We start from the raw sequence: 25,608 nt of genomic DNA on the forward strand, positions 1-25,608 counted from the left end.
TGAGAACAGAAATTTATTTGAGAAAGTTGTTTTTTAGCACAGATGAATTTTATCTAGTGTCGTACCGCTTGGGCGCTTTGGGCATGGCTTTCGCGATGAGCCTAGCCCCTGGACGCGCCGACGCTAGTATTGTTCATTGTGAAATGAGTGAGTTCAATTGATTTCTTTGAGAAATTGATTCCATTAAGACAAGCAGTGAGCTAGACGAACTTGTGAAAGCTAACAGTCATATAAAACTCAGCTTGGATTTTTGAAAGCTGAAACAACTTATTAGATTATTAGAATTGGACATCATAAATTGCTTCATCTTGGATTATGTAACACGCTCTTTATTCATTCTTCTACCAATTAGAGATGGAGCGGAAGGGGCCAACGCCTGGGGAACCGCGCGGGACTGGCGAGACAAATGTGGCGCGTACTTTGCGGCACATTGGCTCGACGCCCGCCCTCCGGAAAGCGTCCCCTTGCAGCGAAATCTCAATTATGTCTCCCCTTTCCAACACCAACAACAAAAAGTGACACCCAAGCGTTTACAGTTTTTGTGAACCATGCTTTTTATTATTCATACGAAAACTAGAGATGAAGCGTAAAGGGGCGACTCCGGGAGGATCAGCGAGACAATTGAGACCCTGGAGAGCGCGCAGCGATCGAAGCGGCTCAATGCGAGCCCTCCGGAAAGCGTCCCCTTGCAGCGAAATCTCAATTATATCTCCCCTTCTCCACAACCAACAACAAGATGTGACATCCAAGCGTTTACAGTTTTTGTGAACCATGCTTTTTACTTTCCACACGAAACCTAGAGATGGAGCGGAAAGGGGCCGACGCCTGGGGGACCGCGCGGGACTGGCGAGACAAATGTGGCGCCTACTTTGCGGCACATTAGCTCGACGCCCGCCCCCCGGCAAGCGTGCCCCTTGCAGCGCAATCTCAACCATTCTCTTCTTCTATATAAACCTCAAAGAAAAACAACCCATTATTACCAGTAAAACCTCATTAATTCCCGTATACCCTCAAGCAGCCAAAATAAAGCAATGAATGGATTGTTACAATTGTGTATCAACACTTTACCGGTATAGTTTTTGATTTTTCTAATAACCATATGATTATTTTAGCTAAAATCGCGCTGTTAAAGGACCGATCGTCCCGAATTGGTAAAAAAAGGTTCTATTTTTTTAGTGAATCCTGATTCACTTTGTAATAATTGGACGATTCTGTCTAGTATAAATGCGCGCGAGTTCCCGTTTTTCAAAGAAATAAACATCATTTACAAATTTTTACCATCTCTCAATCCCTTGCTACGACTAGCCTGGTGAATCGTTATTCATTCGTAATATTCTTGTAACATAAATGAAATTGGATAGACATTGTTTTTGCTACTGGCAGTCTATATAGTAAGTGACAGATCAAAAAAACGATATTCTTTATATCTGGATAACATAAAATCTTTTAAAAACCAATCGGAGGTACTGACAAAATGAAAAAAGTTTTCTTCACGTTATTCGCAGCAGGATCACTCGTATTCGCCAACTCAGCTACAGACGCTCAAAACGCAGTGCAAGCACAACCACATACGCAAGTAGCCCAGGAAGCTTCAGAACCAGCGATCGTCCAGGTTTCGAACAGCGCTTATAAACTCAAATATGCATCAAACGTCCGCAGAGATGCTGGCACGAGCCACGGCGTCATCAAAGTCGCTCCTAAAGGCGCAGCAGCAACTGTCACTAGAACGGCTAAAATCGGCAGCGGCACTTGGCATAAAGTCCGCACTTCCGGTACACACGGTTGGGTACACGGCTCACTATTGACTAAATCATCTGGCGGTTCTGGAGTCGTTCAAGCATCATCAAGCGTGTCTTCTTCAGCAGTTGTTTCTAAAGCTCTTTCCCTTAAAGGCATTCCGTACCGTTTCGGCGGCACGACGACAGCCGGCTTTGACTGCTCAGGATTCGTCCAGTACGCATTCAAAAAAGCAGGCAAAAACGTTTCACGCACAACGCTTTCCCAGTTTGCACAATCCACAACAGTTACAAACCCACGCCCAGGAGACTTGGTCTTCTTCGCGAACACTTACCGCCCTGGGATTTCCCACAACGGTATCTACATCGGGAACAACCAGTTCGTACACTCTGGCGGCGCACGTGCTGAAGTGAAAAGCTTGAACGATCCATACTGGGGCAAGAAATTCCACAGCTTCAAACGCTTCAAATAATAGATGATTCATGGAGTATCCGAAAAATCGGGTGCTCTTTTTTTTTGTGGATTTAACACGGGGAAAACTGATGTCCATTGCAGTGGACGCTTTCCGCGGGCGGTCCGTGAGCCTCCTCGTCGCCAAACCCTCACTCAACTTGTGCAAAGCACAAGTTGAGAAAACCGCTGCTCCCACATCTGCAAACAGATGCGTCGCAAACACATGAACTCAGCGCCACTTCGTTCATGTGCTGCCTGCGGGGTCTCACCTGGCCACGCTCTCCCGCTGGAGTCGCCACTTCCATTCCCATCAGCCAAAACAGAAAAAGCCCCCAGCATATAAGCAGAAGTGATTAAACAACTGCTTATATTGGAGGGCTTTATTTGTGTTCTTTTAGATTCCCCTACTTCATACTCAGCTATTACCTAATAAGATACGAAATGACAAAGTAGGTGACTATACTGAGAACAAAATATAGGGCCAATTTTGGTTTTCTGTTCATGCTCCCCCTCCTCTGGTGAATGCTTATATACCTAGTGGATCAAAGCTGCAACTGATCGGATGATAAAGGGTTTTCCTTGTCGCCGTGGAATGATTTGGTGGACAAAGGCGTAACCGCCGGCGACATCGCGGAAATGCCGAGCGGCCGGACCTTTAATTTTGCCGATCCGGAAGACAATTATTTTGCGGTGCGGGAGATGGCGTGACTAGCAACAACCAATCCTTATGCGAAAAAGAACCGCTAGAGCGAGCGGTTCTTTCTTTTTGTGCGGGTGCATTTTCTAAGTATGATGAGCTTTATTTTGCTGTCGTCAATCCGAATGTCTCGATTTGTCCATCCCATTTGATTTCCACGTCGAGTTCTTCATTTCCCTGAACAACCGCACAGCCGTTGCATGTCCCTCCGCCGATGTTCACGCTGCCCTCATCTGTCGAGACATTCGCCCCGCTCGTTCCGCCTGATGCCGATTCGATTGAATAAATGATCGTTTCCGGCGCCGCGTCTTCTCCTGTATAGACAATTGTGCCGGTCGCTTGCTGGTTGTCTTGCCCCGCCACATCGACGATATACAACACATCCCAATTATCACCGCTCCCCGCAAACTGATAGCGGTCCCCTTGAACGCAGCCGCTTAACACAAGCACCAGTAGCAATGATGCCAGTTTCTTCATAAGTTTTTCTCCTCTCCCTGAAATGAAATGACTGATCGTTTCGTTTCTAGTTGCAAAGAGCTTTAATAAGTGTTTTAAAGTTATTAGATAATATTGAAAAATGTGGTTATTACTAGTTTAGCTTAGTTTACCGAAATAATCAGTAGAAAATGGCAGTTTTTTGTTAGTCAAATATGTTATAATGAAGTCAATTAATTATCATTTTATATACAAGTTAAACTAATAAGCTTCATCTTTAGATATTCCGCAAAACCGCTGCGCTTTCCTGCGGGCGAGCGCCAAGCCTCCTCAGTCGCTTCGCGCCTTGCGGGGTCTCGGCTGTCTCGCTTTCCCGCGGGAGTCTCCGCAGTTTTGCTCCATACCCTGGTTCTTAGTCTGCACATCATCATCGGTCAGGTATTAGTGGTAATTCACTGATATCTCTTTAGCTCAAGTTATATAGCGTTTTTATTTATCTTAATAGCCGCTTTACTTGAATTAGCTTGTTGGATTACATCCCAAACTTAGCTTCTCCGACTTGTTGTCGTACATACATTTATGAGGAGGGGTTCTGATGGTCAGCAAGCTCATTGTGGTGCTCGTGGCGGCGGTATTTTTGCTTGTCGGTTGCAATGACAACGACAAGCCGCAGTATGAAGTGACGGAGCCGGTGATTGAGGAAGCCGCCTAACTGGCTCATGCCCAGATGGCGTGAATAGACGGATCAGGCGTGCCATCGAACGGAAAACAGAGGACAAAGCGTTTTGCGCTTTGTCCTCTGTTCGTTGTGTTCAAGTTTTCAACTCATAGCTTTCTTTATCGCAGGTTGTTTGGCGCGATACTCTTTCCTGATCAAAAACAGTACATGATAACCGATCAATACCGGGCCGATGATTCCGCTGATTGGCACAAGATCCAGTGCGCTGCCGCGTTCGAATGTCAGCATAATCATGAACACCGCGATCATGGTATATAAAACGAGCTTCACCAAATAGGATTGGACATGGGAATGGTTGTGCATTTTCTTCGCGACATAATCCACGCCGTAGGAAACGGGTATGCCAATCAAGACAAATACTAGTGTCGCAAACATGACGAGCAACATGGTCGATTCGAAGATCTCTGAGGACAGGTCGACCGCTCCGGATTCTTCTGTCAGGACAGGACCGAGCGTGTCCAAAAATAAGAAAAATACGATCGTGATGGGCACAGCGATTAATACGCTCAGCAATCTTTTAGGCAAACTGTTCACTTTTCATCCTCTCTTTCTTGTTAAGCGCCATTAATCGATGCACGATAACTTCATTAGTTCTAACTATATATTGTTCCCCGGATATTTCATATTATTATTCACTTATTTGCACAAAAAAAGAGCGGCAACTCGTGATGGAGTTGCCGCTCTTACTAACTCTCTTCTATTATATGCTTCACCCTTTCAGCAATTTCGCGTTGATTGCAACGATGATCGTGCTCAAGCTCATGAACACTGCGCCGACCGCCGGGCTGATGATGATGCCCCACGGTGCCAAGACGCCGGCAGCTAACGGAATCGCGAAAATATTATAGCCGGTCGCCCACCATAAGTTTTGGACCATTTTGCGGTAAGTCTTTTTCGACAAATCGATGAGCGCGACGACGTCATTCGGATTGCTCTTGACTAGGACAATATCCGCCGTTTCCATCGCAACGTCGGTGCCGGCTCCGATCGCGATGCCAAGGTCCGCCGTTGCAAGTGCCGGTGCGTCGTTTACGCCGTCACCGGTCATGGCGACGCGCCATCCCTTTTCTTTGATTTTGTTGATTTGTTTGGCCTTATCATCGGGCAGAACTTCCGCGTACACTTCCTCGATGCCGAGCTGTGCGGCGACCCAGTTGGCGACTTTCTCGTTGTCGCCCGTCAGCATGATCGAATGGATGCCTTTTGCCTTTAGTGCGGCGACCGCCTGTTTCGCCGTGTCCCGCACCATATCGGCGAGCGCGATCATGCCGGCCAGTTTATCGTCGACCAGTACAAAGACCACTGTTTTGCCTTGTTCGGAAAGCTCGTTGAACATGTCTTCGTCAAAAGGCAAGTTTTCGCCTTTGACATAGCCTGGGCTGACGGCATTGATTTTCCGGCCGTTCACTTGCCCCTCGATGCCTTTGCCGGTGATCGACTGGAAATCCTCCACTTTGTCGATCGGCAAGTTTTGCTCTTTTGCCGACTTCACGATACCTGTCGCAATCGGATGCTCGGAGTTTTGTTCGATCGCGGCCGCCATCTGCAACACTTCATTATCTGTGAAGCCGGGGCTTGCGACGATGTCCGTGACACCGAACTCACCCTTGGTCAGCGTTCCGGTCTTGTCGAAGACGACCGCATTGAGATTGCGTGCGCCTTCAAAGTTCGTGCGGTTGCGGATCAATAGGCCTTGCTTCGCCGAAATCGACGTGGACACTGCAACGACGAGCGGTGCCGCAAGCCCGAGCGCATGCGGACAGGTGATGACCATGACCGTCACCATGCGCTCGATGGCGATATCGAACGCATAACCGAGCGCGAGCCAGACGATCAAGGTGCTGAATCCGGCGACGAGCGCCAGGTAAAACAGCCATTTCGCCGCGCGGTTCGTCAAATCCTGCGTTTTGGATCTCGACTCCTGGGCTTCTTTGACCATCGTGATGACTTGGGACAAATACGAATCTTCCCCGGTTTTCTCGACTTCCACGACGAGCGAGCCTTCTTTGTTGACCGACCCGCCGATGACCGCGTCGCCATCTTCTTTTTCAATCGGGATCGATTCACCCGTCAGCATCGACTCATCAATAGCCGACCTGCCTTCGACAATGACACCGTCTACTGGAATCTTCTCACCCGGCTTGACCAATACCCAGTCTTTGTTGCGGATCTCGGATAGCGGCACGTCGTAGACTTGATTGTCTTCGGCGAGTTTATGCGCTTCGCTCGGCATCAATTTGACGAGTTGCTCGAGTGCGTTCGAGGCGCCCATGATCGAGCGCATTTCGATCCAATGCCCAAGCAGCATGATGACGACCAAGGTCGCCAATTCCCAGTACAGTTGATTGCCGTCCCAGCCGAACACGACGACGGTACTGTAGCCGTACGCGATGGAAATCGCCAAGGCGATCAAGGTCATCATGCCCGGCGTCTTGTCTTTCAACTCTTTGATGCCGCCTACGAGAAACGGCCAACCGCCGTAGAAAAAGACGATCGTCGACAGCGCGAACAAAATATACATGTCGTTCGCGAAACGCCAGTCAACTCCCAGGAAATGCTGGATCATCGGCGACAGCGCCAAGATCGGGATGGTCAGGACCAGGGAGATGAAAAAGCGCTTCTTGAAATCCTGGACCATCTCTTCGTGGTGGCCGTGGCCGTGATGCTGGTGGCTGTCGTGGCCGTCTGGTTTTTGCGCGCTTGAGTCATGTGCATGCGACTCCCCGTGATGGTCGTGCTCATGATGCTGATCGGCTTTCGTTTCGTCATGCTTTGCCATTGCGTCTCACCTCTTAACAAATTCTTTGTGTTACTTTTTTCCAGTATAGAAAAAAATTATCGAGAAATTGTCGAGAAATCCATATATTTTCACCTGTCGATATTCCGAAAAACTACTGCGCTTGCCGCGGGCGAGCGCCAAGCCTCCTCAGTCGCTATGCGACTTGCGGGGTCTCGGCTGTCTCGCTTTCCCGCAGGCGTCTCCGTAGTTTTTCTACATATCTCTTATAACCAACTCAAATTCTTTTCGATTTATTAAATCAAAGAACCCGCCATCCAGATTTCTTACGGACGGCGGGTTCTTTTTTTTAGTCGGCTTCGTTTATCCATTTATAGCCGAGCCCCCACACCGTCAGGAAGTGTTTGTCTACGGGAAAGCCGGATTGGCGGATTTTTTCTCTAACATTGCGCACGTGCGAATCGATTGTGCGGCCTTCGGTTTCCGAGTTGTATCCCCAAATGAGCTCGATCAATTGTTCGCGTGTGAATACTTTTTTCGGATGCTTCAACAGCTGGCCGACCATGAAGAATTCTTTCGGCGTCAGCTTGATCGGGATGTTGCGATAGCTCAGTTCAAAGCGTTCTTCGTCCCACTTCAGCCCGTCAACTTCGATGAGGTTTTTCGACGTCCTCCTGAGCAGCGCTTCGATGCGTGCGAGCAGTTCTGCTTCATTGAACGGCTTGGTGATGTAATCGTCGGCGCCCAGTTTCAAGCCTTTGACGATGTCTTCTTGCTGCTCACGCGCCGTCAACATAATGATCGGAACGTCGGAAAAGCTGCGGATTTTCGTGCACAGTTCCCAGCCGCTGACGTCCGGCATCATAATATCGAGCAGCACGAGGTCAAATGGGTTCTGGTTGAGCTGATAGAGCGCTTCTTTCGCGCCTTGTGCTTTTGCGCAGTGGTAGTTGTGCGGCGTTAAATACAAAGCGAGCAGATCGAGCATGCGTTGTTCGTCGTCAACTAACAGGATTTTGTGCACGAGCTTCCCTCCTTTTCAGTGTAATCGTCACAGTGGTCCCCGCACCCGGCGCACTTTCAATCGCAATACGGCCGCCGTGCGATTCGACAATCTCTTTAGCGATCGCCAGGCCCAATCCGCTCCCACCAGATTGACGGGAGCGCGATTTGTCGACGCGGTACAAGCGCTCGAAGACAAACGGCAGATCTTCTTGTGGTATGCCTTCGCCTTGGTCGGTGATGCGGATGGTGATCGTCTCTTCGTCTTGTTGGCCTTGCAAGATGACTGCCGTATGTTGTTTTGAATGCTTGCGGGCATTATCGAGTATGTTCAGCAGCACTTGCTGGAACCGTTCCGGATCGATGTATGCGGTGATGTTCGGCTCGCACCGGACGGAAATGGCAATTTGTTTGTCATTGAACGCCGGACGTACGAGCCCGATGACCGACTGGAACAAGGAATCGAGCGGCACCTGTTCTTTTCGGATGGAAAACTGGTTATGGTCGAGCTGTGCGAGTTCGAATAATTGCCCGATCAGTTTCGTCAGATGGATGGTTTCTTCCTGGATGATCGCCAAATATTCTTTTTGTTGTTGCTCTGAAATGCCTGGGCGGCTTGCAATGTCGGCGTAGCCTTTAATATACGTCAGCGGTGTGCGCAGCTCGTGGGAGATGCTCGCCAGAAAATCGTTGCGCTCGTGCTTTAATCGGTCGAGGTCTGTGGACAGCCGGTTGATGGCATTCGCCAGCCCGCCAAGTTCATCTTTGCGTTCGATATTGAGTGACACTTCGCTCGTTCCTGTGCTCATTTGCTCGGTCGCTCGTTTCATGTGGATGAGCGGCAAGGTGATAAAGCGCGTCAGGAAGAAAATGGTGATGATGGTCAATACGAGTGTGATGAGCCCGCTGATGAGGAATTGGTTTCTTAGCCGGTCGACCATCTGCTTGATTTGATTGGATTCGGCGAACATGAAGACGTGTCCCATATGCTCTTCTCCAATGGTAATCGGGCTGTCGGTGGCGATAAAGCGTTTTTCGTTCCAGCGCTCTTCGAGAATCTCGCCGCTGCGCGGGATGTCATCGTAATCGGTGTGCTGGAGCACATCCAGCATTTCCGGTTCGATCGTATCGGAATGGGTCAGTTCGTTGCCGGCCGCATCGGTGATGATGACGACAAAGTCGGAGGCAGATTCCATCATCGCGACGTGGGACAAAGTCGATGCGTCAAAGCTGTCTTCGAGTACTTCGCTATGGGTATTGCCGCGCGCCAATAAGTTCGACACCACTTCGTCCACGCGTTCGTTGACGTAGGTGACGTACAGTGTCGCAAACAAGAACACTTCGATGCTGACGATGAAGACAAAAAACAATAATCCGATTTTCAATGCCAGTTTGTTGAACATAGGCTCCCTCTTTCAATGCGTCGGCCAAATTGGTATAGCCTGCACTTCGTCTGTTGTATCTTCTTGCTGATGTTCGTCATGTCCTGCTTTTTTAACGAAAGATAGCTTTCTTACTAGTTTATCGGAAAAGTTTCGATTTTCTGTGCACTTCCGCTGAAATTCAGATTAAAGACCTCATTTGAACGCATTACTTTAAAACTGTCACGCTTCCTGCACAGAATTTGCATTAGTTGGGGGTAGGTTAATAAGTAAGCTGGACTTTTTGAGTGTTTGTCTAGGTATTCCGCAAAATAGCTATGCTTGCCGCGGGCGAGCGCTGAGCCGCTCAGTAGTTTCCATTGAGCTAATAAAGCGATTAGCAATAGAATTTATTCACTCAAAGGTTCTAAAGATAATTCAGAGAAAAGAGGGGTTCAAGATGGCGAAGAATAAATTGATGATGTCGGCTTTGTCGGTGGTTGCGGCCGTTGCGTTGGGTGCTTGTAATGCAAACGATACAGCGAATGATATGAACGAGCAAATGGAAGACAATATGGGCCAGGATGCAGATGACATGTATGATCAAATGGATGAGTTCATGGATGATGAAGATGGCCATATGGGAATGGACCACTCCGGTTCCGGGGAAGTTCCGGATAATTTGCAAGAAGCACAAAACCCAACTTATGAAGTCGGAAGCCAAGCCATTATCGAGACGGACCATATGCAAGGCATGATGGGTGCGGAGGCGACCATTGCCGGTGCTTATGACACGACTGTTTACGCGGTCAGCTATACGCCTGAGGACGGCGGAGATCCGATACGCAACCATAAATGGGTCATCCACGAAGAACTGGAAGACGCGGGAGGTCAGCCGTTCGCAGCCGGAGATGAAGTGGTGCTTGACGCTGATCATATGCAAGGCATGGACGGCGCCACGGCGACTGTCGATTCCGCACAACAGACGACCGTTTATATGGTCGATTTCGACATGATGGGCGGCGGAGACCGCGTCATGAACCACAAATGGGTGACAGAAGATGAGTTGTCGCCGGTCGAGTAACATAACGCAAGCAATTGCTCTAAAATGACAAACTGCCAAAGGAGAGAAGAAGATGAATAATTATCTTAAGTTTGGGATCATGATCGGTACGTCGACATTCTTGATGTACTGGCTGATGTATTTGAACGTTTTTCAGTTTGACCACGTCACGTTCAGCGAAACGAGACTCTACATGGCACTGATCATGGGTTCGGTCATGGCGATTGTCATGCTGCTGTTCATGTGGCCGATGTATAAGAACAAGAAAGTGAATGTCGTCATACTGGCGAGCAGTGCGCTGATTTTCGCACTGTCGTTATGGCTCGTGCGCAGCCAGATTTTGATTGAAGATGAAGGCTGGATGAAAGCGATGATCCCCCACCATTCGATCGCCATTTTGACGAGCGAACGCGCGAACATTACCGATCCGCGCGTGCGGGAACTGGCTGACAAAATCATCCAAGCGCAACGCGAAGAAATCGCAGAAATGGAAAGGCTTATTGAAGACTTGGAGGATGAGGAATAATTCTTCTTGTGCTAACGAAAAAGATAACGGTGAGCCTGCCTGGCCACGAATTTACGAAAATACCGTACTTGAAGGAAGCGATGGAAAATGAAAAAAATCATGTTGACCTCATTCACTCTAAGCTTGGTGTTAATAGGCTGCAGCGACACGGAAAGCGATCGACAATCACAGGATTCACCGATGAATAACAATCACATGCGCGGCGAAGACAATGATAACCGGGGCATGGGCGGCATGAACAACAGAGGGATGGGCGGCATGATGAATCAGGGGAATATCCCCGCCCTAGAATCCTCTTCAGGCATAAATGAGCTGATGATCCCCCCTGTATTGGAAAAGCAGCAAGGCGAAGATTTCGATTATGAAGTGACCGCCCAGGAAGGCAGCACCCAGTTTTTCGCAGGGATTCCGACTGACACTTATGGCTATAACGGCAATTTGTTGGGCCCTACCGTTAGATTGCAAGAAGGCGAAAGCGTCGACGTCAAAATCACCAATGATTTGGATGAGCCGACTACATTCCATTGGCACGGTCTTGAAGTGCCAGGCGAAATAGATGGCGGCCCGCACGGAGAAATCCAACCTGGCGACAGCCAGATCATCACTTTAGAAGCCGACCAGCCTGCCGCTACACTGTGGTATCATCCGCATGTCCACGGCACGACGGCTGAGCAAGTATTCAAAGGCCTTTCCGGCATGCTGCTCATTGATGAGGCAGCTGGCTCTGATTCGGAGCTTCCTGATGACTACGGTGTCGATGATATCCCGCTCATTTTCCAGGACCGGCTGTTTGATGAAGACCAGCAATTGAACTATAACCGGCTGATGAATTTTGACGGAACGCTGGGCGATATTTCCATGGTCAACGGAACCATCAATCCGAAACTGACCGTCACCAAATCTGTCATGCGCTTCCGGCTGTTGAACGGCGCCAATGCCAGAAACTATACATTCCGCTTGAGCAACGGCGCCTCCTTCACACAAATCGCTTCGGACGGCAGCTTATTGGATGAGGCTGTTGAAACCGATACGCTGACATTAGCCGCTTCGGAGCGCGCGGAAATTGTTATCGATTTTTCAACGATGACTGATGAGGAGTCTTTAGCCATCCTCAATGACGAAGGCGCGGAATTGCTGCCGTTTGATGTAGTTCTCGATGATTCCCCTGCCGGTTCGACTGAGATGCGGACAGTTGATGAGCCGTTCCTGAGCGAACAGGAAAAAGCGATGCCTGTCACCAAGGAAATCGAGCTATTCGGCATGGCGGACATGGTGACGATCAACGGCAAGAAATTCGATATGGACCGCATCGATCTGCGCCAGGAACGAGGCGTCACGGAAGTATGGGAAGTGTATAATAGGCCGGATATGATGGGCGGCATGATCCACCCCTTCCATATTCACGGCACCCAATTCAAAATCATTTCGCGTGACGGCAAAGAGACGGAGCCGAACGAGCAAGGCTTGAAAGACAGCGTGCTGGTCGAACCCGATGAACGGGTGAAATTGCTCGTGACGTTCCCTGAAGAAGGCATCTTCGTTTTCCATTGCCATATTCTCGAACATGAAGACAACGGCATGATGGGGCAAGTTGAAGTGTATTAGACATGAACAAGGCAGCTAGCGGATTTTCGCTAGCTGCCTTGTTTTTTTACCGCTCGTTATTATATATGTTGAACCAAAGAAATATCAGTGAATTACCACTACTACTTGAACACTAACAATTTGCGAACAAACAGATATGGAGCAAAACTACGGAGACTCCCAAGGGAGCAACGGTTTTCTTGCGAGGTTTGAGCTAGCGAGAATCGAGCAGCGCTCTTTTCAGCGACAGTCAGCCGAGACCCCGCAGGGAATGAATGAGCGAAGCTTAGCTGAGCGCATTTATTTGCGATGCTCGAACGCAGTGAGAGTTGAGCAAAGCTTTTCTCGGAGTGGTTTTGCTCCATATCTACAGTGGAAATTTATTAGTTCAACTTATAATAGAAAAGTAGAGCACTAGTGACGAAAATGGTACGATATAGAAAATTTACATAGTTTCCACGAGATGCAATGCTCAAAAAAAAAAAAGAAACTTCCGATTTCATATGGCGTTTAGATTTCTTATTTCTTCCTCACTTTCCGGCTTTATTCCGTAGAAAAAAAGGAGAGGTGAACCTGATGAAAAGAGCAATCGATTCTGCTCATTCGAAACTTGTACAATTCTTTTTAATCACATTGGGTTTTACATGGCTATTTTGGATTCCAGATGGTCTCGGTAAAAGGGGAGTGCTTCCTGATGTCATCTGGACCAATCTCGGCTTTTTGGGGGCTTGGGGCCCTTTGGTTGCCGCTCTGTTTCTGGTCTATAAAGAGAATGGGAAACAGGGGATTAAAACTTTGTTAAAGAAAGGACTGGATTACACCTTCGGGAAGAAATGGTGGGCCATCATCCTTTTACTTTTTCCATTGCTAATATTTATTGCATACCTGATTAGCATTTTCATCGATCAAGTTATTCCGTCTTCTGAAGCACAAGGTTTGTATTGGTTTTTACCTTTTATCTTCTTCGCCGTTTTGTTAACTAGTGGTCCTTTACAAGAAGAATTTGGCTGGCGGGGTTATGCCTTGCCGCGCTTACTAGCCAAATATTCCCCCTTTGTGTCTACCTTGATCTTAGGGTTTGTTTGGGCCATCTGGCATCTTCCTCAATTTCTTGTCCCTTATGAAAAAACCGGCATGTTTTATGTAACGCCGATCTGGTCGTTTATTTTAACTATCATGACAGCGAATTTTGTCTATACCTGGGTGTTCAAACATACCAATGGCAGTATTTTAGGGGTCCTCTTATTGCATGCCCAGATGAACTTGTTTTTCTGGATTTTCCCGGTCTTATATACCACTACTGGTTATTTGTGGATACTGGGGCTGTTTTCGTTGGCCGGAGGATTCGTTCTTTTGCTTGACCGAAAGTATTTCTTCAGCAAGCCTCAAAGTCTATAGTGGCGCCTAATTTCTACTTATGATTATTCTTCCATTAAACTGAATGTCTCGGTTTGCCCGTCCCATGTGATTTCGACTTGTATAGGCGAGTGCTCTTGAATTATCCCGCAGTCCAAACATCTACCACTGTCGAGTGTCACAACACCATCTTTCGCCGGCATACCTGTAGCGGATTGGCTTTTTAATATTGTGCCGATCGAATAATTGATCATTTCCGGTGCCGAACCCGCTCCAGTGTAATTGATCGCGCCCTCTACTTGCTGGCTGCCGCTTTTTGCTGCGACCACTTCGTACGTCATGCTCCAGCTTTCGCTGTTTCCTGAATACTGATGCTTTTCTTCACCTATACAACCGCTTAACACCACGAGCATTATAAACAATAAGTTGAGCTTTTTCATTCGGCTTCTCCCCCTGAACATTTATCAATCCTCTTTTTGTTCCACCCGCCAAGCGATGAACCTCACAATTTCACCGACAAAAAATGCGCCGAGCACCCAAGGGACCAAGCTGTATCCTGCACCGTCCGCAAAAATCCCTGCCGCTATTAAAGCGATAACGGCTCCGGCTAAGAATGATAGATGGTACGCTTTATTTTCTTTCAGGTATTCCTTCATCTGCTGCCCATCCCCGATCGTCTCCAGTTTAATTGATGTTAAAGATAAAAATAAAGGAGCATTACAAATTTCCAGTCTTCTAATGGTAGTCTCGCAATACGCTGCTTTTTCCACATTCACCCATGATACATATCAGTGCATAACTGTACTTTTCGGAAGCAACACACGGTCCAATGTTCTCGCAGTCACCGGCATACATGCATTCAAAATGAGCCCACCGAGACAAACCGTCAACACTGTTCCGATACCGATCGGGCCGCTGAACAATATCGCTAGCATCAAAAACACCAGATAAATAATCGTTCTCGAGACGAACAAATTGGTTTTGGTCAGTTCCTTTATAATCAGCGTCAAGCGGTCGACCGGAATCGGCGCGAAATTGGTGTGCAGGTAAACCGCGGTGCCGATGCCCATCGTGAGAAGCCCGGCGCCGAAGAACAGCATTTGGCTGTAATATTCGATAGGTGTGACGCTGCTGCTTAAGAAATAGAGCCAAAAGTCGATGCTGATGCCTAAGATGACGGCCGTCATGATGCCCAGTATTTCAGGCCTTTGTCTCTTGAGGAGTGCGTTGAAGCCGATCAGGATGGCGGCAACGATGACTTCCCAGCTGCCAACCGTCAGCCCGACATTGAATGCAAGCCCGACCAATAAGGCATCAAACGGCGAGGTGCCGAGATTGGAGAGAATCGTTAAGGCAATTCCGAGTGATAACAGCACTAGCCCCAACACGTAGAAAAGATATTTCATTTTTTCACTCCCCTTATTGCAAGTTCCGATAAGATTCTGTACACTCAATATAAATGATTTTTGTTGCATTTACAACATAAAAAGGAGTCATCCCATGACAGAAATTCTTCGAGAAATCGGCATGATTGCCCGTGCCCTCGATTCCATCAGCAATATCGAATTCAAGGAGCTCGAGCTGACGAAGGGGCAGTATTTGTATGTTGTCCGCATTTGCGAAAACCCCGGCATCATTCAGGAGCAATTGCTCGACCTCATCAAAGTCGACCGTTCCACTGCCACCCGGGCGATCCAAAAGCTCGAGCACAACGGCTTTATCGAAAAGCATAGTGACCCCGACAACAAGAAAATCAAACGGATTTATCCGACCGAAAAAGCGGAAAGGGTCTACCCTATCATCATCCGGGAAAATGACTATTCCAACAATGTGGCGCTCGACGGATTTTCCGACGAAGAAGCGGCGATTGTCCTGGACTATCTGCACCGCATCCGCAAGAATATCGAAACTGATTGGGAGTCCGTCAAAAAAGGCAATAAGCGCGATTATTAATCATTAAAGGAGCAAATCTATATGGTAACAATCAAACAATGCACTGCCAGCGACGTCCAACAACTGCAAGACATCAGCATTCTCACCTACAAAGAAACCTTCGATGAGCATAACAGCCCTGAGAACATGGCTGCATATCTAGATGCCGCCTATAACGCACCGAAGCTGGCAAAAGAACTGGCGAACCCGAACTCCTACTTCTATTTCGCACTCGTCGATGGTGAAGTGGCGGGCTATTTGAAACTGAACACGGACGCTGCGCAAACTGAGCCGGTGGACGACAAGTCGCTGGAGTTGGAGCGCATTTATATTCAGAAGCGCTTCCAGAAAAACGGCGTCGGCAAGGTGTTGATGGCCAAAGCGTTCGAGATGGCGGAAGAGTTAGGGAAAGAAAAAATCTGGCTCGGCGTGTGGGAGCATAACGACAATGCCAGAGCGTTTTATGAGAAAAAAGGATTCGTCAAAACCGGCAGCCATTCGTTCTTTATGGGCGACGACGAACAAACCGATTTGATTTTGACGAAAACTCTTTAGAATAGCTAGAGTTTATTTCCTACTATGATGTTCCGCAAAACTGCTGCGCTTGCCGCGGGCGAGCGCTGAGCCGCTTCCTTCGCTACGCTCAGTCCAGGGTCTCAGCTGTCTCGCTTTCCCGCAGGCGTCTCCGCAGTTTTGCTCCACATCTAATAAATGGATTGTAAAATAGTACTAACTCTTTCTTCTATAATTTATAAATTATATTATTTTATTAAGGCGGTGCAGCATGTATATTCCGAAATATTATCAAGTGAAAGATCCGGAAGAAATCCGTGAGTTTATTCAAGCGAATGCGTTCGGCACGCTCATCACGACGCGAAAAGGCCGGCCGATTGCGACGCATCTTCCCCTGCAGCTGAAAAAAGAGCAGGATGATTATTTCCTGACTGGACATTTCGCTTACGGCAATCCGCAGTGGCGCACATTGGAGGAAACGGATGAAATTCTCGTGACTTTCCAAGGGCCGCATGCCTACATCTCCTCTTCGTGGTACGAACAGGAAAACGTGCCGACATGGAATTACCAGGCGGCGCATGTTTACGGTACAGCACGTCTGCAGACGGAAGACGAGTTGAGGCAGGATTTGGTGTCGCTGCTCGAGACGTATGAGCAGCACCGCGTCAAGCCGGTGTTGTGGGATACTTTACCTGCTGAGATGCTGGAAAAGGAAATCAAAGGCATTGTCGGCTTCAAGCTGAAGATCACCGAGATTCAAGCTGCGTACAAATTGAGCCAAAACCGCTCGGCGCAGGATTACCAGAACGTCATTGACGGGCTGCGAACTGAGGATCATCCGGCTTCGTACGCAGTGGCGGATGTCATGGACAAGAGGCGTCCATAGCCTCCGAACCCTTATTGCTTGAAGTGAACGTCCGTTTCTTATATAACTAGAGGTAATTGAATTGCAAAAAAGGTTTTCTAGGGTTCCGCAGCGTTGCTGGCCTGGTCCGAGAGAAAACACACAGCTTTGGCTGTGACACGGAGGGACAAAAGCCTGGGAGAAACTGTTTTTACAGTTCTCCCGGGCTTTTTATTTTGAATGGGAGCCAGTCGAATTATTTATTTCACCGGCAGATATTCCGCAAAATAGCTGCGCTTTCCTGCGGGCTTGCGCCGAACTAACTCGGGCTTACCGCCCGAGTGGATTTCGGCACTTCGCTATCCCGCGGGAGTCTCCGCTATTTTGCTCCATATCTTCAGTGAAGTATTAATAATATTGCTTCATTCATTGCCAAGCTTACTAGTGTAGCACCAACAATTAACAATTATTTCATTTAATATTATAGGAGGAATTTTGATGAATCTTCAATGGGGAAAAGTATTGATCGCTGCGCTGTTTGAGGTGGCGTGGGTTGTGGGGTTAAAGCATTCAGATTCGCTGGGTGACTGGTTGATTACGGCTGTTGCGATCGGGATCAGCTTTACGCTGCTGATCGACGCCGGAAGCAAATTGCCGGTCGGCACGGTGTATGCGGTGTTTGTCGGACTTGGAACGGCGGGCACGGTGTTGTCTGAAATCGTCTTTTTCGACGAACCTATCAGTGTCGCGAAACTGCTGCTCGTGGGCTTATTGCTCGCTGGCGTGGTCGGCTTGAAATTAGTGACACCGGATAACATTGCGGAAAGGGGCGAAGCGTAATGGCATGGACAGCGTTAATGTTTGCAGGGATTTTTGAAATGGTCGGCGTCGCGATGATCAATAAATGGCATCACGACCGCAAATGGCAGTCGCTCGCCATGCTCATCGGCGGGTTTGTCGCGAGCTTCTTATTCTTGGCTATTGCGATGGAAACTTTGCCGATGGGCACAGCGTACGCGGTTTGGACCGGCATCGGCGCTTCAGGCGGTGCGATTATCGGCATGCTGTTTTATAACGAATCGAAAGACTGGCGGCGCATAATCTTTATCGCGATGGTGCTCGGATCTGCGGTCGGATTGAAGCTCGTGTCGTAAGAGCGCCCGTTAATAAGGGGATAGTCAAAAAGCGTATATACTGTGATTAATAGGACTTTAATTGAAACTGATTTATTGAACCCAATCCTTTTTCGTATTACAATGTATTACAAAAGGAGGCATCTTCATTATGGCTACTATTACCTTGAGAGTGGACGACCGGGACCACCAGCTGATCCGCGATTACGCCAAACTGAAAAAGACATCTGTATCCGATTTGATGAGAAATGCCGTCATCGAAAAGATTGAAGATGACATCGACTTGGAGAATTTCGACCGCGTTCTTGCCGCTGAGGAAAAGACCCACTCACTGGATGATGTGAAGAAAGAACTGGGATTGTAATTCGATGTACACGGTTCGTTTCTCGGATACGGCATTGAAAAAATTGAAAAAGATGGATCGCTATCAAGCAGCCCTATTAATCGGCTGGATTGAGAAGAACCTGTCAGATTGTGAAAATCCACGAATCCATGGAAAAGCGCTGGTTGCCGATCACAAAGGTAAATGGCGTTATCGTGTGGGAGATTATCGCATATTGGCTCTTATCGAAGACGAGGAAATCTTGATTACGATTATTGATGTCGGCCATCGCAAAGATGTGTATAAGTGAATAGATATTTTTCATTTCAATTCTGATCAGGCTGCGTAGTTAGTGACCTGATCAGTTTTTCATTTGAACTCTTCGTGATTTTCATACAGCGTTGGCTTTTGAGAACGCTCGTTTACTTGTGAAACTTACAGTGGTTACCTATTATGAATTACATAAGACCTTGTAGAACGATGTTAGTTCCCTTCTTAGTTATTGCCACAACTGTTTCACAAACTGAACTACATTCGTGCAATTTGTTGAAAAGGAGCTGGAAGAAATGGATTTCAAGAACATCACAGTTGCAGGAAGCGGCGTATTGGGGAGCCAGATTGCGTTTCAATCAGCGTTTCACGGATTCGAGGTCGCAGTCTACGACCTCAATGATGAAGTATTGATTCGTGCGAAAGAACGTTTCGAAGTGTTAAAAGTGAATTTCAAGAAAGACTTGAAGGCGACCGATGCCGAAGTAGATGCGGCATATGACCGCCTGTCCTTCCATACGGATTTGGAAGCTGCTGTGAAAAAAGCGGACTTTATGATCGAAGCGGTACCTGAAGTATTGGACATCAAGAAAGAGTTTTACTCAAACTTGGCGAAAGTCGCACCGGAATCGACCGTCTTTGCGACGAATACATCGACAATGCTGCCGAGCACTTTCGCTGAACATACCGGACGCCCGGAGAAGTTCCTGGCGCTGCATTTCGCCAATGAAATCTGGCGCAGCAACACCGCCGAAATCATGGGCCACGGCGGAACAAATGAGACCGTCTTCAATAAGGTCGTCGCATTCGCCGAAGCGATCGGCATGGTCGCACTTCCGCTCCAAAAAGAACAGCCGGGCTATATTTTAAATTCACTGCTCGTGCCGTTTTTGAACTCCGCACAGTATTTGGTCGTCAACGGCATCGCCGACCCGGAAACGGTCGACAAAACGTGGATGATCGCAACTGGCGCGCCGAAGGGTCCTTTCGCCATACTCGATGTCATCGGCATCAACACGCCGTATCATTTGTCTGTCGCCAGAGCTAACGCCGGCGACGCAGAAGCTGCGAAAGTCGCGGAATATTTGAAAACGGAATTTCTCGACAAAGGGCGCCACGGCGTACAGAACGGCAAAGGGTTCTACGATTACCCGAACCCGCGCTTTTTGGACAAGGATTTCCTGAAGAGCTGAAAATGAAAAAGACCGCAATGCTGTGTGTACACATATCATTGCGGTTTTTCCGTATTTCATGCGATCACCCTTTTGGAGTGAATTTCATCACGGCATCAAAAAAATCAGTCGTTGTTTTCTGGAACCCCGCCTCTTCACTTTTAAAGCTATCCAATAAGATATAGCCGAAAACGAGTCCGGCGATGGTTTGCGCCGTTGTGCTGCTGAACAGCGTCAGGCTAATTTGGCTGTAGAATGCAGGAAATGCCGTATCGATTGGCAAAAAAGGCAAGATGGATAAGGCTAACACGATGAATGCAGGTATGCCGACCGCCAGAAACATACTCCAATCGAACCCGCTGATTTTGCGCTCTTTTCTTTCGAGCATGAACTTAGGCGTACGCAATAATAAGCCGATGACAACCGGAAAAATAGTCACGTAAATCCAAAAAGGAATTGGATTGAATGTCATCTGTGTTCTGTCGTCCAACACTTGCTGGAGCTGCAAGCCTAAATACACGATGAGTGCTATGGCTAAAGTCCAGACGAAATAGTATAGAAATCTTTTCATAATCTCTCCACCCTTTTCACGTGATTGATTATATTGCTGCTTATTCTATATACTTGTAAAATAAGGAAAGCGTTTCATATTTTTATAATCCTACGAAAGCCAACACTGAAATTAAGATTATGGCAATCGGAAAAATCATGAACACCCAGTTAAAGGCTTGTAAAACCCGCTGTCACTTGAATATTCGCGCCCTACCATTAATTCCCACATTTTAACTCTAACATATTTTTCTTGAAAAACGATGTGCTTTTAAAAAGTAGAAATCTTCGAGTACAATTCATCTATGCCAAGGAGAATTCTATCAAATTATAGCCATAGAAAAAACAGCAGACTCCCTCAGGGTTGTCTGCTGTTTTGTACTTCTTCTAATTATTCAATTGTTTATTCAGTTGTTCACGCACGGTCTCACCGACTGCCCCAGTTCCTCCGAAGATTACATATGATTCATACATATCCAATTGTTCAGCTGTTGCTTCTGGAATAGTGTCACCTTTAACCAAAAGGATTGGCGCATTATTTTTCGCCGCCAAGACCGATCCGGCTAATGCATCCGGGAAGTTTGTGCCCGTTGCGATAAAGGCTTTTTCATTACCCATCTGCAGTTTACTGTTCACTTCAAAGCCTGTCTCGTAACGGCTCTTGCCGCCATAGCGCACTGGGTTCGGAAGAGCATTAAATACCGCTTCACCAACCGCACCTATGCTTCCGATTACATGAGTTTTCGACGTCGACTTGAGCGCAGCAGCCGTTTCAGCCGGCAGTCGATCGGCACGAGTCAATAAAATCGGAATGCCATTTTTTGCTGCATAGGACGAAACAGAAAGCACATCAGGGAAGTTGAATCCGTACGCAACAACTGCCTCTGCAGAATCCAAACGGTCCGCGATCAATGCTGCTGTATCAAAACGGTTCTTACCGCCGATCCGTTCGATTACCACTTTCATTTGCTTAAGTTCCGCTTCCACTTCCAATGAGACGGCTCCCTTGCTGCCGAGGATAATCACTTTTTCGGCACCGAGACGCTCAATCTCTGCTTTAGTTTCCTTGGTTAAGCTAGCTGTCCGTGTTAAAAGGATAGGCGCATCTTCTTGGAACGCCAGTGGACCGCCCGCTAATGCATCCGGAAAGTCGCTTGCAGTCGCCAGCACAACCGTATCAGCCGTTTTCCAGCCTTTTTTGGAAATTGCAACGGCCGTGTCATAACGGCTGGCACCCGAGATTCGAACCGTTTCTTCCGGCAGTGCTTTTTCAACTAGAACACTTGCTTTAACACTCTGATTTCCTGCTTGGTCTGTTACAAATACTTCAAGTTTAGTTTCGACTGCTTGAGGATCAATAGCTATCAGGTAGCTTCCATTAGCAGTTGCTGTTCCGCTCGCAAGAATCTCGGAGTCCTTCATCACTGAAACTTCTCCGAACGCTTCTGCAGAGCCCGTAATTTCAGTTGATTTATGTGTCACTTGATTAACTGTCGGGATTTCAGGAGCGGTCACGTCCGAGACCGTGGTTTCTACAGCTGTACTGATATTTCCAGCTGCGTCTGTCGCAGTGACGCTTAACTTGGTTCCCGCTTTTTGTTTGGCAATACTTACTTCGAAATTTCCATCCTTATTTGCTTTAGCCTTGCCCAGTTCGGTTCCTTGAGCTTTCACTGAGACAAATGATTCTGCCTCTGCAGACCCTTTTACAGCTGTTGATTTATCCGTTACTTCTTTTATTGTTGGGGTAGCCGGTGGCGTTTTGTCCTCAACAGTAATTTTAGTTCTATCGCTGATAATTCCTGATTTATTCTTTGCAAATACGTACAGTTCCGTTCCCGCTTTTTGAGCTGGAATTTCGATGTTGAATTCACCATTTGAATTTACAGAACTTGAACCAATTTCTGAGTCTCCTTTTTCAACTGATACCGTTGTTCCAGGAAAAGCTTGTCCAGTGACAGAAGTTGCTTTGTCACTAACTGGATTTACGGTCGGCTTTGAAAGTGAGGTAGTACCGGTTGTTTCAATAACTTTACTGACATTATCGCTGAAATCAGCTGCCGCTATCGCCACTTCGTATGCAGTACCTTCTTGAAGCTTACTAAAAGTATATTCAAGAGTCTCAGCAGGTAGTGTGTCCGCTAATTCACCATTCAGATATACTTCGTAGCCTTTTAAATCTTGCTCGGAATTCGCATCCCATGAAACTTGGATTTCAGTAGGAGTTGTTTTTGAAACAGTGAAATTCTGAACTGCTGCTGGCGGCACAACATCTGTCACCGCAAGCTCTTTTTTCATATTATTCCCAAAAACATCTCTCAGGTTGAACTGAATACCGTCAGACGTAACTTGTTCTGCTGTTGCTTTAAAAGATCCATCCGCTTCGAGCGAAACTGGATTTCCTTGCATCGTCACATCCAGGAACGGCAAGGTTTTCCCCTCTATCACTGCAGTATCCGTTTCGTTTGTTAAACCTTCACTATAGATATTGAACGGAACAGGGTACGCTTGGTTCGAAACTTTGGTCGAGCGGATCGAGTTCGACCAACCGACAATTCTTACTGCTCCAGGAGCCGCATAAGAAGTCGAACCATACGTTACAGTTTTAGCATTCAAAGTGCCGCCAATACTCAGGCCACCATGTGTAATTAGTGTTCCGTAGACGTATACGTTTCCTGTGATGGTCACGTCATCGGCTATGGTGATTGTCGAGTTCGGACCGATGTAGAGATCCTTATCGATGGTTTTGTTTATCCATGCTTCGTTTTTAGTAACGACTGCGTACGGAAGTGCAGGATCGTTGATTGATGTATTTTCTAAGTCGCTTTCTCCTGATTGAATTATAAAATCTAAATTATTTTCAAAATCATATGCTCGGTAACTCTCATAGTTGTCGACTTGGTCAAAGGCACCTATATATGTAAACTTCCATAGTCCCCTTTCATCAGCCTCTCCAACCCTGTGCGTTGCTTCATACAATCCAGTTTCATCGTTATATCTCAGAGTAAGACTTAAGTCTCTGCTATTTGATGGCGAAGAAAAAGCCATATAAACACTTCTCACCCCAGATATATCATCCTCAATATCCGCACTAAATGTAATTGTTTCTCCTACAGACGCTTCCTTAGGACTGATATCTACGCTTTTTACTACTGGAGGTGTAGAATCTCCTTTCTCATTATGAATACGAAAATCTAAATTGTTTTCAAAATCATATGCTCGGTAACTCTCATAGTTGTCGACTTGGTCAAAGGCACCTATATATATAAACTTCCATAGTCCTCCTTCATCAGCCTCTGCAACCCTGTGCGTTGCTTCATACAATCCAGTTTCATCGTTATATCTCAGAGTAAGACTTAAATCTCTGCTATTTGATGGCGAAGAAAAAGCCATATAAACACTTCTCACCCCAGATATATCATCCTCAATATCCGCACTAAATGTAATTGTTTCTCCTACAGACGCTTCCTTAGGACTGATATTCACACTCTTTACAACTGGAGGCGTCGAATCTCCTTCAGCAAACACCGGCACCATTCCAGAAACTAATTGGAACATCATTAAAAACACAGTGAACATAATTACTTTCTTCATTAAGCTGGACCTTCTTACCATTATTATTAACCACCAATCATATGTATTTGAATATACTTCAGTCCATTATATAACGTGTAGAGAGTATGTATACAAAAATCACTAATATTGTAAATTTTTTATATATAATTTCACCTTTCCTTCAAATTCATTTGGTTCAAATGACGCAGAAAAAAACTATTTGTTTTATAAACGAATCGAACCCCAAATGAAGGCTGCTTTGAAACAGCGTTCCCATTTGGGGTTCAATACAACAGATATTTCATTCACAGATCTAATTAAATAGTTCTCACTAAATTACAGTGATCAACAATATTAGAATGGTTCTTTCAGCCGATCCGTTCAGTTTCAATGCTGCTCTTCTTCCACTGACCATCGACTTTTATTCAAATAACGGGCTTACCGATTTTTCGTTGTGGACGTGTTCGATCGCTTCAGCCAACAAAGGAGCGACGGAAAGAATGGTGATTTTCGGAATGCGTTTATTCTCAGGTATATGGATGGTATTGGTGACTACCAGTTCCGTAATGGCGGATTCTTCGATTCTTTGAATTGAATCGCCCGATAGGACCGCATGTGTACAGCAGGCATAAACACCTTTCGCACCATTTTCCACGAGGAGATTGGCAGCTAAAGAAACCGTAGCTGCGGTATCGATGATATCCACAATGATGATGACATTCTTGCCTTGGATATCGCCGACAATATTCATCGAATCGGGCTCGCCCGGCTGCATGCGGCGTTTATCGATAAAGCCGATCGGCACGTCCAAATGGTCTGCCAGCTTACGGGCTCTTCCCAGCCCTCCATTGTCCGGCGCCACCACGATGGCGTCCTCCAATTTCTTATTGGAGAAGTGTTCCGATAAAATCTTTCCGCCCCGCAACTGGTCTACCGGTATGTTGAAGAAACCTTGCACTTGTGGAGCATGAAAATCCATTGTGATGATGTGTGTAGCCCCCGCTTTCACGAGCATATTGGCCACCAATTTAGCCGTGATCGGTTCGCGGGAACTCGCTTTCCGGTCTTGGCGCGCGTAACCGTAATAAGGCATGACCACAGTGATGCTATCCGCTGATGCCCGCTTCAGTGCATCGATCATGATCAAAAGTTCCATGACATGTTCAGTCCCCGGTTGGGATGTCGACTGGACCACGTAGACTTCTGCACCTCGGACACTTTCTTCAATATGAATTCGAATTTCCCCATCGCTAAAGTGGGTAATGGAATTTTTGCCTAGCTCACAGCCGAGTTTATCTGCAATCTCCTGAGCCAATTCCGGATTTGAATTCAACGAAAAAAGCTTGAAGTTTTTTCTTAATTGATAAGCCATATTTCAGCTCCCCTTTCAGCAAATACTGATTTTGTAAAACTTGATAGCTGACTGTTTCCCATGAAGGTAGACTTTCATCATGTGGCTTGTATCAGTTAGTTTCATGATATCTCTTTACTAATGCAATAGCCAACAAAGACAAAAAACAGCGGGTAGAAAACTCCGCCGTTTTTTGTCCTATAATTGTTATGAATCAATGCAAGATAAGTTGAACTAAAAAATCTCAGCTCTAGATATTCCGCAAAACCAGTAAAAA

24 protein-coding genes, 1 pseudogene and 1 riboswitch are annotated in these 25,608 nt (G+C 46.8%); of the genes and pseudogenes, 14 read left to right on the top strand and 11 right to left on the bottom strand.

Features of this window, described 5'->3' with window-relative positions; genetic code table 11:
• Positions 1-1,474: 1,474 nt before the first annotated feature.
• Entirely contained in the window at positions 1,475-2,209 is a 735-nt protein-coding gene (locus tag J7E21_RS00355; RefSeq protein WP_215103683.1) for a C40 family peptidase, read from the top strand.
• A 563-nt stretch (positions 2,210-2,772) separates the two neighbouring features.
• Positions 2,773-2,898 (top strand): annotated as a pseudogene (locus J7E21_RS16135) (VOC family protein); the annotation flags it as partial.
• A 91-nt stretch (positions 2,899-2,989) separates the two neighbouring features.
• Here the strand turns inward: J7E21_RS16135 and J7E21_RS00360 are convergent.
• The 5 genes from J7E21_RS00360 to J7E21_RS00380 all read right to left on the bottom strand — a co-directional run bounded on the left by J7E21_RS00360 (position 2,990) and on the right by J7E21_RS00380 (position 9,203).
• Positions 2,990-3,364 carry a hypothetical protein gene (locus J7E21_RS00360; RefSeq protein WP_215103684.1) on the bottom strand — a complete coding sequence of 125 codons (375 nt, stop codon included), beginning with the start codon at positions 3,362-3,364 and terminating at the stop codon, positions 2,990-2,992.
• Positions 3,365-4,142: 778 nt separating this feature from the next.
• Positions 4,143-4,595 carry a hypothetical protein gene (locus J7E21_RS00365; protein ID WP_215103685.1) on the bottom strand — a complete coding sequence of 151 codons (453 nt, stop codon included), beginning with the start codon at positions 4,593-4,595 and terminating at the stop codon, positions 4,143-4,145.
• Positions 4,596-4,770: 175 nt separating this feature from the next.
• The gene (locus J7E21_RS00370) at positions 4,771-6,840 is read right to left on the bottom strand and encodes a heavy metal translocating P-type ATPase (protein ID WP_215103686.1); all 2,070 of its coding nucleotides are present in this window, start codon (positions 6,838-6,840) and stop codon (positions 4,771-4,773) included.
• Positions 6,841-7,147: 307 nt separating this feature from the next.
• A complete protein-coding gene (locus J7E21_RS00375) occupies positions 7,148-7,822 on the bottom strand; it encodes a response regulator transcription factor (protein ID WP_215103687.1) in 675 nt (224 codons plus the stop codon).
• Positions 7,800-9,203, bottom strand: a complete 1,404-nt coding sequence (locus tag J7E21_RS00380; RefSeq protein ID WP_215103688.1) for a sensor histidine kinase — start codon at positions 9,201-9,203, stop codon at positions 7,800-7,802. Before J7E21_RS00380 ends, J7E21_RS00375 begins: the two co-directional genes overlap by 23 nt.
• Before the next feature lie 418 nt (positions 9,204-9,621).
• Here J7E21_RS00380 and J7E21_RS00385 point away from each other — a divergent pair, with 418 nt between their 5' ends.
• The 4 genes from J7E21_RS00385 to J7E21_RS00400 all read left to right on the top strand — a co-directional run bounded on the left by J7E21_RS00385 (position 9,622) and on the right by J7E21_RS00400 (position 13,732).
• Complete coding sequence (locus J7E21_RS00385; protein ID WP_215103689.1) at positions 9,622-10,245, top strand: YdhK family protein; 624 nt, start codon at positions 9,622-9,624, stop codon at positions 10,243-10,245.
• A 52-nt stretch (positions 10,246-10,297) separates the two neighbouring features.
• Positions 10,298-10,750, top strand: coding sequence for a DUF305 domain-containing protein (locus J7E21_RS00390; RefSeq protein ID WP_215103691.1), 453 nt, complete (start codon positions 10,298-10,300; stop codon positions 10,748-10,750).
• Positions 10,751-10,837: 87 nt separating this feature from the next.
• Positions 10,838-12,355: a multicopper oxidase domain-containing protein gene (locus tag J7E21_RS00395; RefSeq protein WP_215103692.1), complete on the top strand. Its 1,518-nt coding sequence runs from the start codon at positions 10,838-10,840 to the stop codon at positions 12,353-12,355.
• Positions 12,356-12,910: 555 nt separating this feature from the next.
• The gene (locus J7E21_RS00400) at positions 12,911-13,732 is read left to right on the top strand and encodes a CPBP family intramembrane glutamic endopeptidase (protein ID WP_215103693.1); all 822 of its coding nucleotides are present in this window, start codon (positions 12,911-12,913) and stop codon (positions 13,730-13,732) included.
• Between the two features lie 23 nt (positions 13,733-13,755).
• Here the strand turns inward: J7E21_RS00400 and J7E21_RS00405 are convergent, their stop codons facing one another.
• The 3 genes from J7E21_RS00405 to J7E21_RS00415 all read right to left on the bottom strand — a co-directional run bounded on the left by J7E21_RS00405 (position 13,756) and on the right by J7E21_RS00415 (position 15,096).
• Positions 13,756-14,130 carry a hypothetical protein gene (locus J7E21_RS00405; RefSeq protein ID WP_215103694.1) on the bottom strand — a complete coding sequence of 125 codons (375 nt, stop codon included), beginning with the start codon at positions 14,128-14,130 and terminating at the stop codon, positions 13,756-13,758.
• 24 nt (positions 14,131-14,154) lie between these two features.
• Positions 14,155-14,346, bottom strand: a complete 192-nt coding sequence (locus tag J7E21_RS00410; protein WP_215103695.1) for a hypothetical protein — start codon at positions 14,344-14,346, stop codon at positions 14,155-14,157.
• 132 nt (positions 14,347-14,478) lie between these two features.
• Complete coding sequence (locus J7E21_RS00415; RefSeq protein ID WP_215103696.1) at positions 14,479-15,096, bottom strand: YczE/YyaS/YitT family protein; 618 nt, start codon at positions 15,094-15,096, stop codon at positions 14,479-14,481.
• Between the two features lie 94 nt (positions 15,097-15,190).
• On the opposite strand from J7E21_RS00415, the gene J7E21_RS00420 reads away from it, so the two are divergent.
• From J7E21_RS00420 to J7E21_RS00455, 8 genes are all read left to right on the top strand, one after another.
• Entirely contained in the window at positions 15,191-15,643 is a 453-nt protein-coding gene (locus J7E21_RS00420) for a MarR family winged helix-turn-helix transcriptional regulator (RefSeq protein ID WP_215103697.1), read from the top strand.
• A gap of 21 nt (positions 15,644-15,664) precedes the next feature.
• Positions 15,665-16,177 carry a spermidine/spermine N(1)-acetyltransferase gene (gene paiA / locus J7E21_RS00425; protein WP_215103699.1) on the top strand — a complete coding sequence of 171 codons (513 nt, stop codon included), beginning with the start codon at positions 15,665-15,667 and terminating at the stop codon, positions 16,175-16,177.
• A 229-nt stretch (positions 16,178-16,406) separates the two neighbouring features.
• On the top strand, positions 16,407-17,021 hold the full coding sequence (locus tag J7E21_RS00430) for an FMN-binding negative transcriptional regulator (RefSeq protein WP_215103701.1): 615 nt from the start codon (positions 16,407-16,409) through the stop codon (positions 17,019-17,021).
• Positions 17,022-17,087: 66 nt separating this feature from the next.
• Positions 17,088-17,183, top strand: a riboswitch (guanidine-I (ykkC/yxkD leader).
• Positions 17,184-17,477: 294 nt separating this feature from the next.
• Entirely contained in the window at positions 17,478-17,819 is a 342-nt protein-coding gene (locus tag J7E21_RS00435; protein ID WP_215103703.1) for a DMT family transporter, read from the top strand.
• Positions 17,819-18,133, top strand: coding sequence for a DMT family transporter (locus J7E21_RS00440; protein WP_215103705.1), 315 nt, complete (start codon positions 17,819-17,821; stop codon positions 18,131-18,133). Before J7E21_RS00435 ends, J7E21_RS00440 begins: the two co-directional genes overlap by 1 nt.
• A gap of 130 nt (positions 18,134-18,263) precedes the next feature.
• A complete protein-coding gene (gene relB / locus J7E21_RS00445; protein ID WP_215103707.1) occupies positions 18,264-18,476 on the top strand; it encodes a type II toxin-antitoxin system RelB family antitoxin in 213 nt (70 codons plus the stop codon).
• Between the two features lie 4 nt (positions 18,477-18,480).
• The gene (locus tag J7E21_RS00450) at positions 18,481-18,744 is read left to right on the top strand and encodes a type II toxin-antitoxin system RelE family toxin (protein WP_215103709.1); all 264 of its coding nucleotides are present in this window, start codon (positions 18,481-18,483) and stop codon (positions 18,742-18,744) included.
• Positions 18,745-19,000: 256 nt separating this feature from the next.
• The gene (locus tag J7E21_RS00455; protein WP_215103711.1) at positions 19,001-19,897 is read left to right on the top strand and encodes a 3-hydroxyacyl-CoA dehydrogenase; all 897 of its coding nucleotides are present in this window, start codon (positions 19,001-19,003) and stop codon (positions 19,895-19,897) included.
• Positions 19,898-19,961: 64 nt separating this feature from the next.
• Here the strand turns inward: J7E21_RS00455 and J7E21_RS00460 are convergent, their stop codons facing one another.
• The 3 genes from J7E21_RS00460 to J7E21_RS00470 form a co-directional block, all read right to left on the bottom strand.
• The gene (locus J7E21_RS00460; protein WP_215103713.1) at positions 19,962-20,447 is read right to left on the bottom strand and encodes a hypothetical protein; all 486 of its coding nucleotides are present in this window, start codon (positions 20,445-20,447) and stop codon (positions 19,962-19,964) included.
• Positions 20,448-20,812: 365 nt separating this feature from the next.
• Positions 20,813-24,019, bottom strand: coding sequence for a cell wall-binding repeat-containing protein (locus tag J7E21_RS00465; protein WP_215103715.1), 3,207 nt, complete (start codon positions 24,017-24,019; stop codon positions 20,813-20,815).
• Positions 24,020-24,401: 382 nt separating this feature from the next.
• The gene (locus tag J7E21_RS00470; RefSeq protein WP_215103717.1) at positions 24,402-25,352 is read right to left on the bottom strand and encodes a ribose-phosphate diphosphokinase; all 951 of its coding nucleotides are present in this window, start codon (positions 25,350-25,352) and stop codon (positions 24,402-24,404) included.
• Between the last annotated feature and the right edge of the window lie 256 nt (positions 25,353-25,608).

Source organism: Planococcus sp. ISL-109 (genome assembly GCF_018613655.1).
Classification (GTDB): domain Bacteria; phylum Bacillota; class Bacilli; order Bacillales_A; family Planococcaceae; genus Planococcus.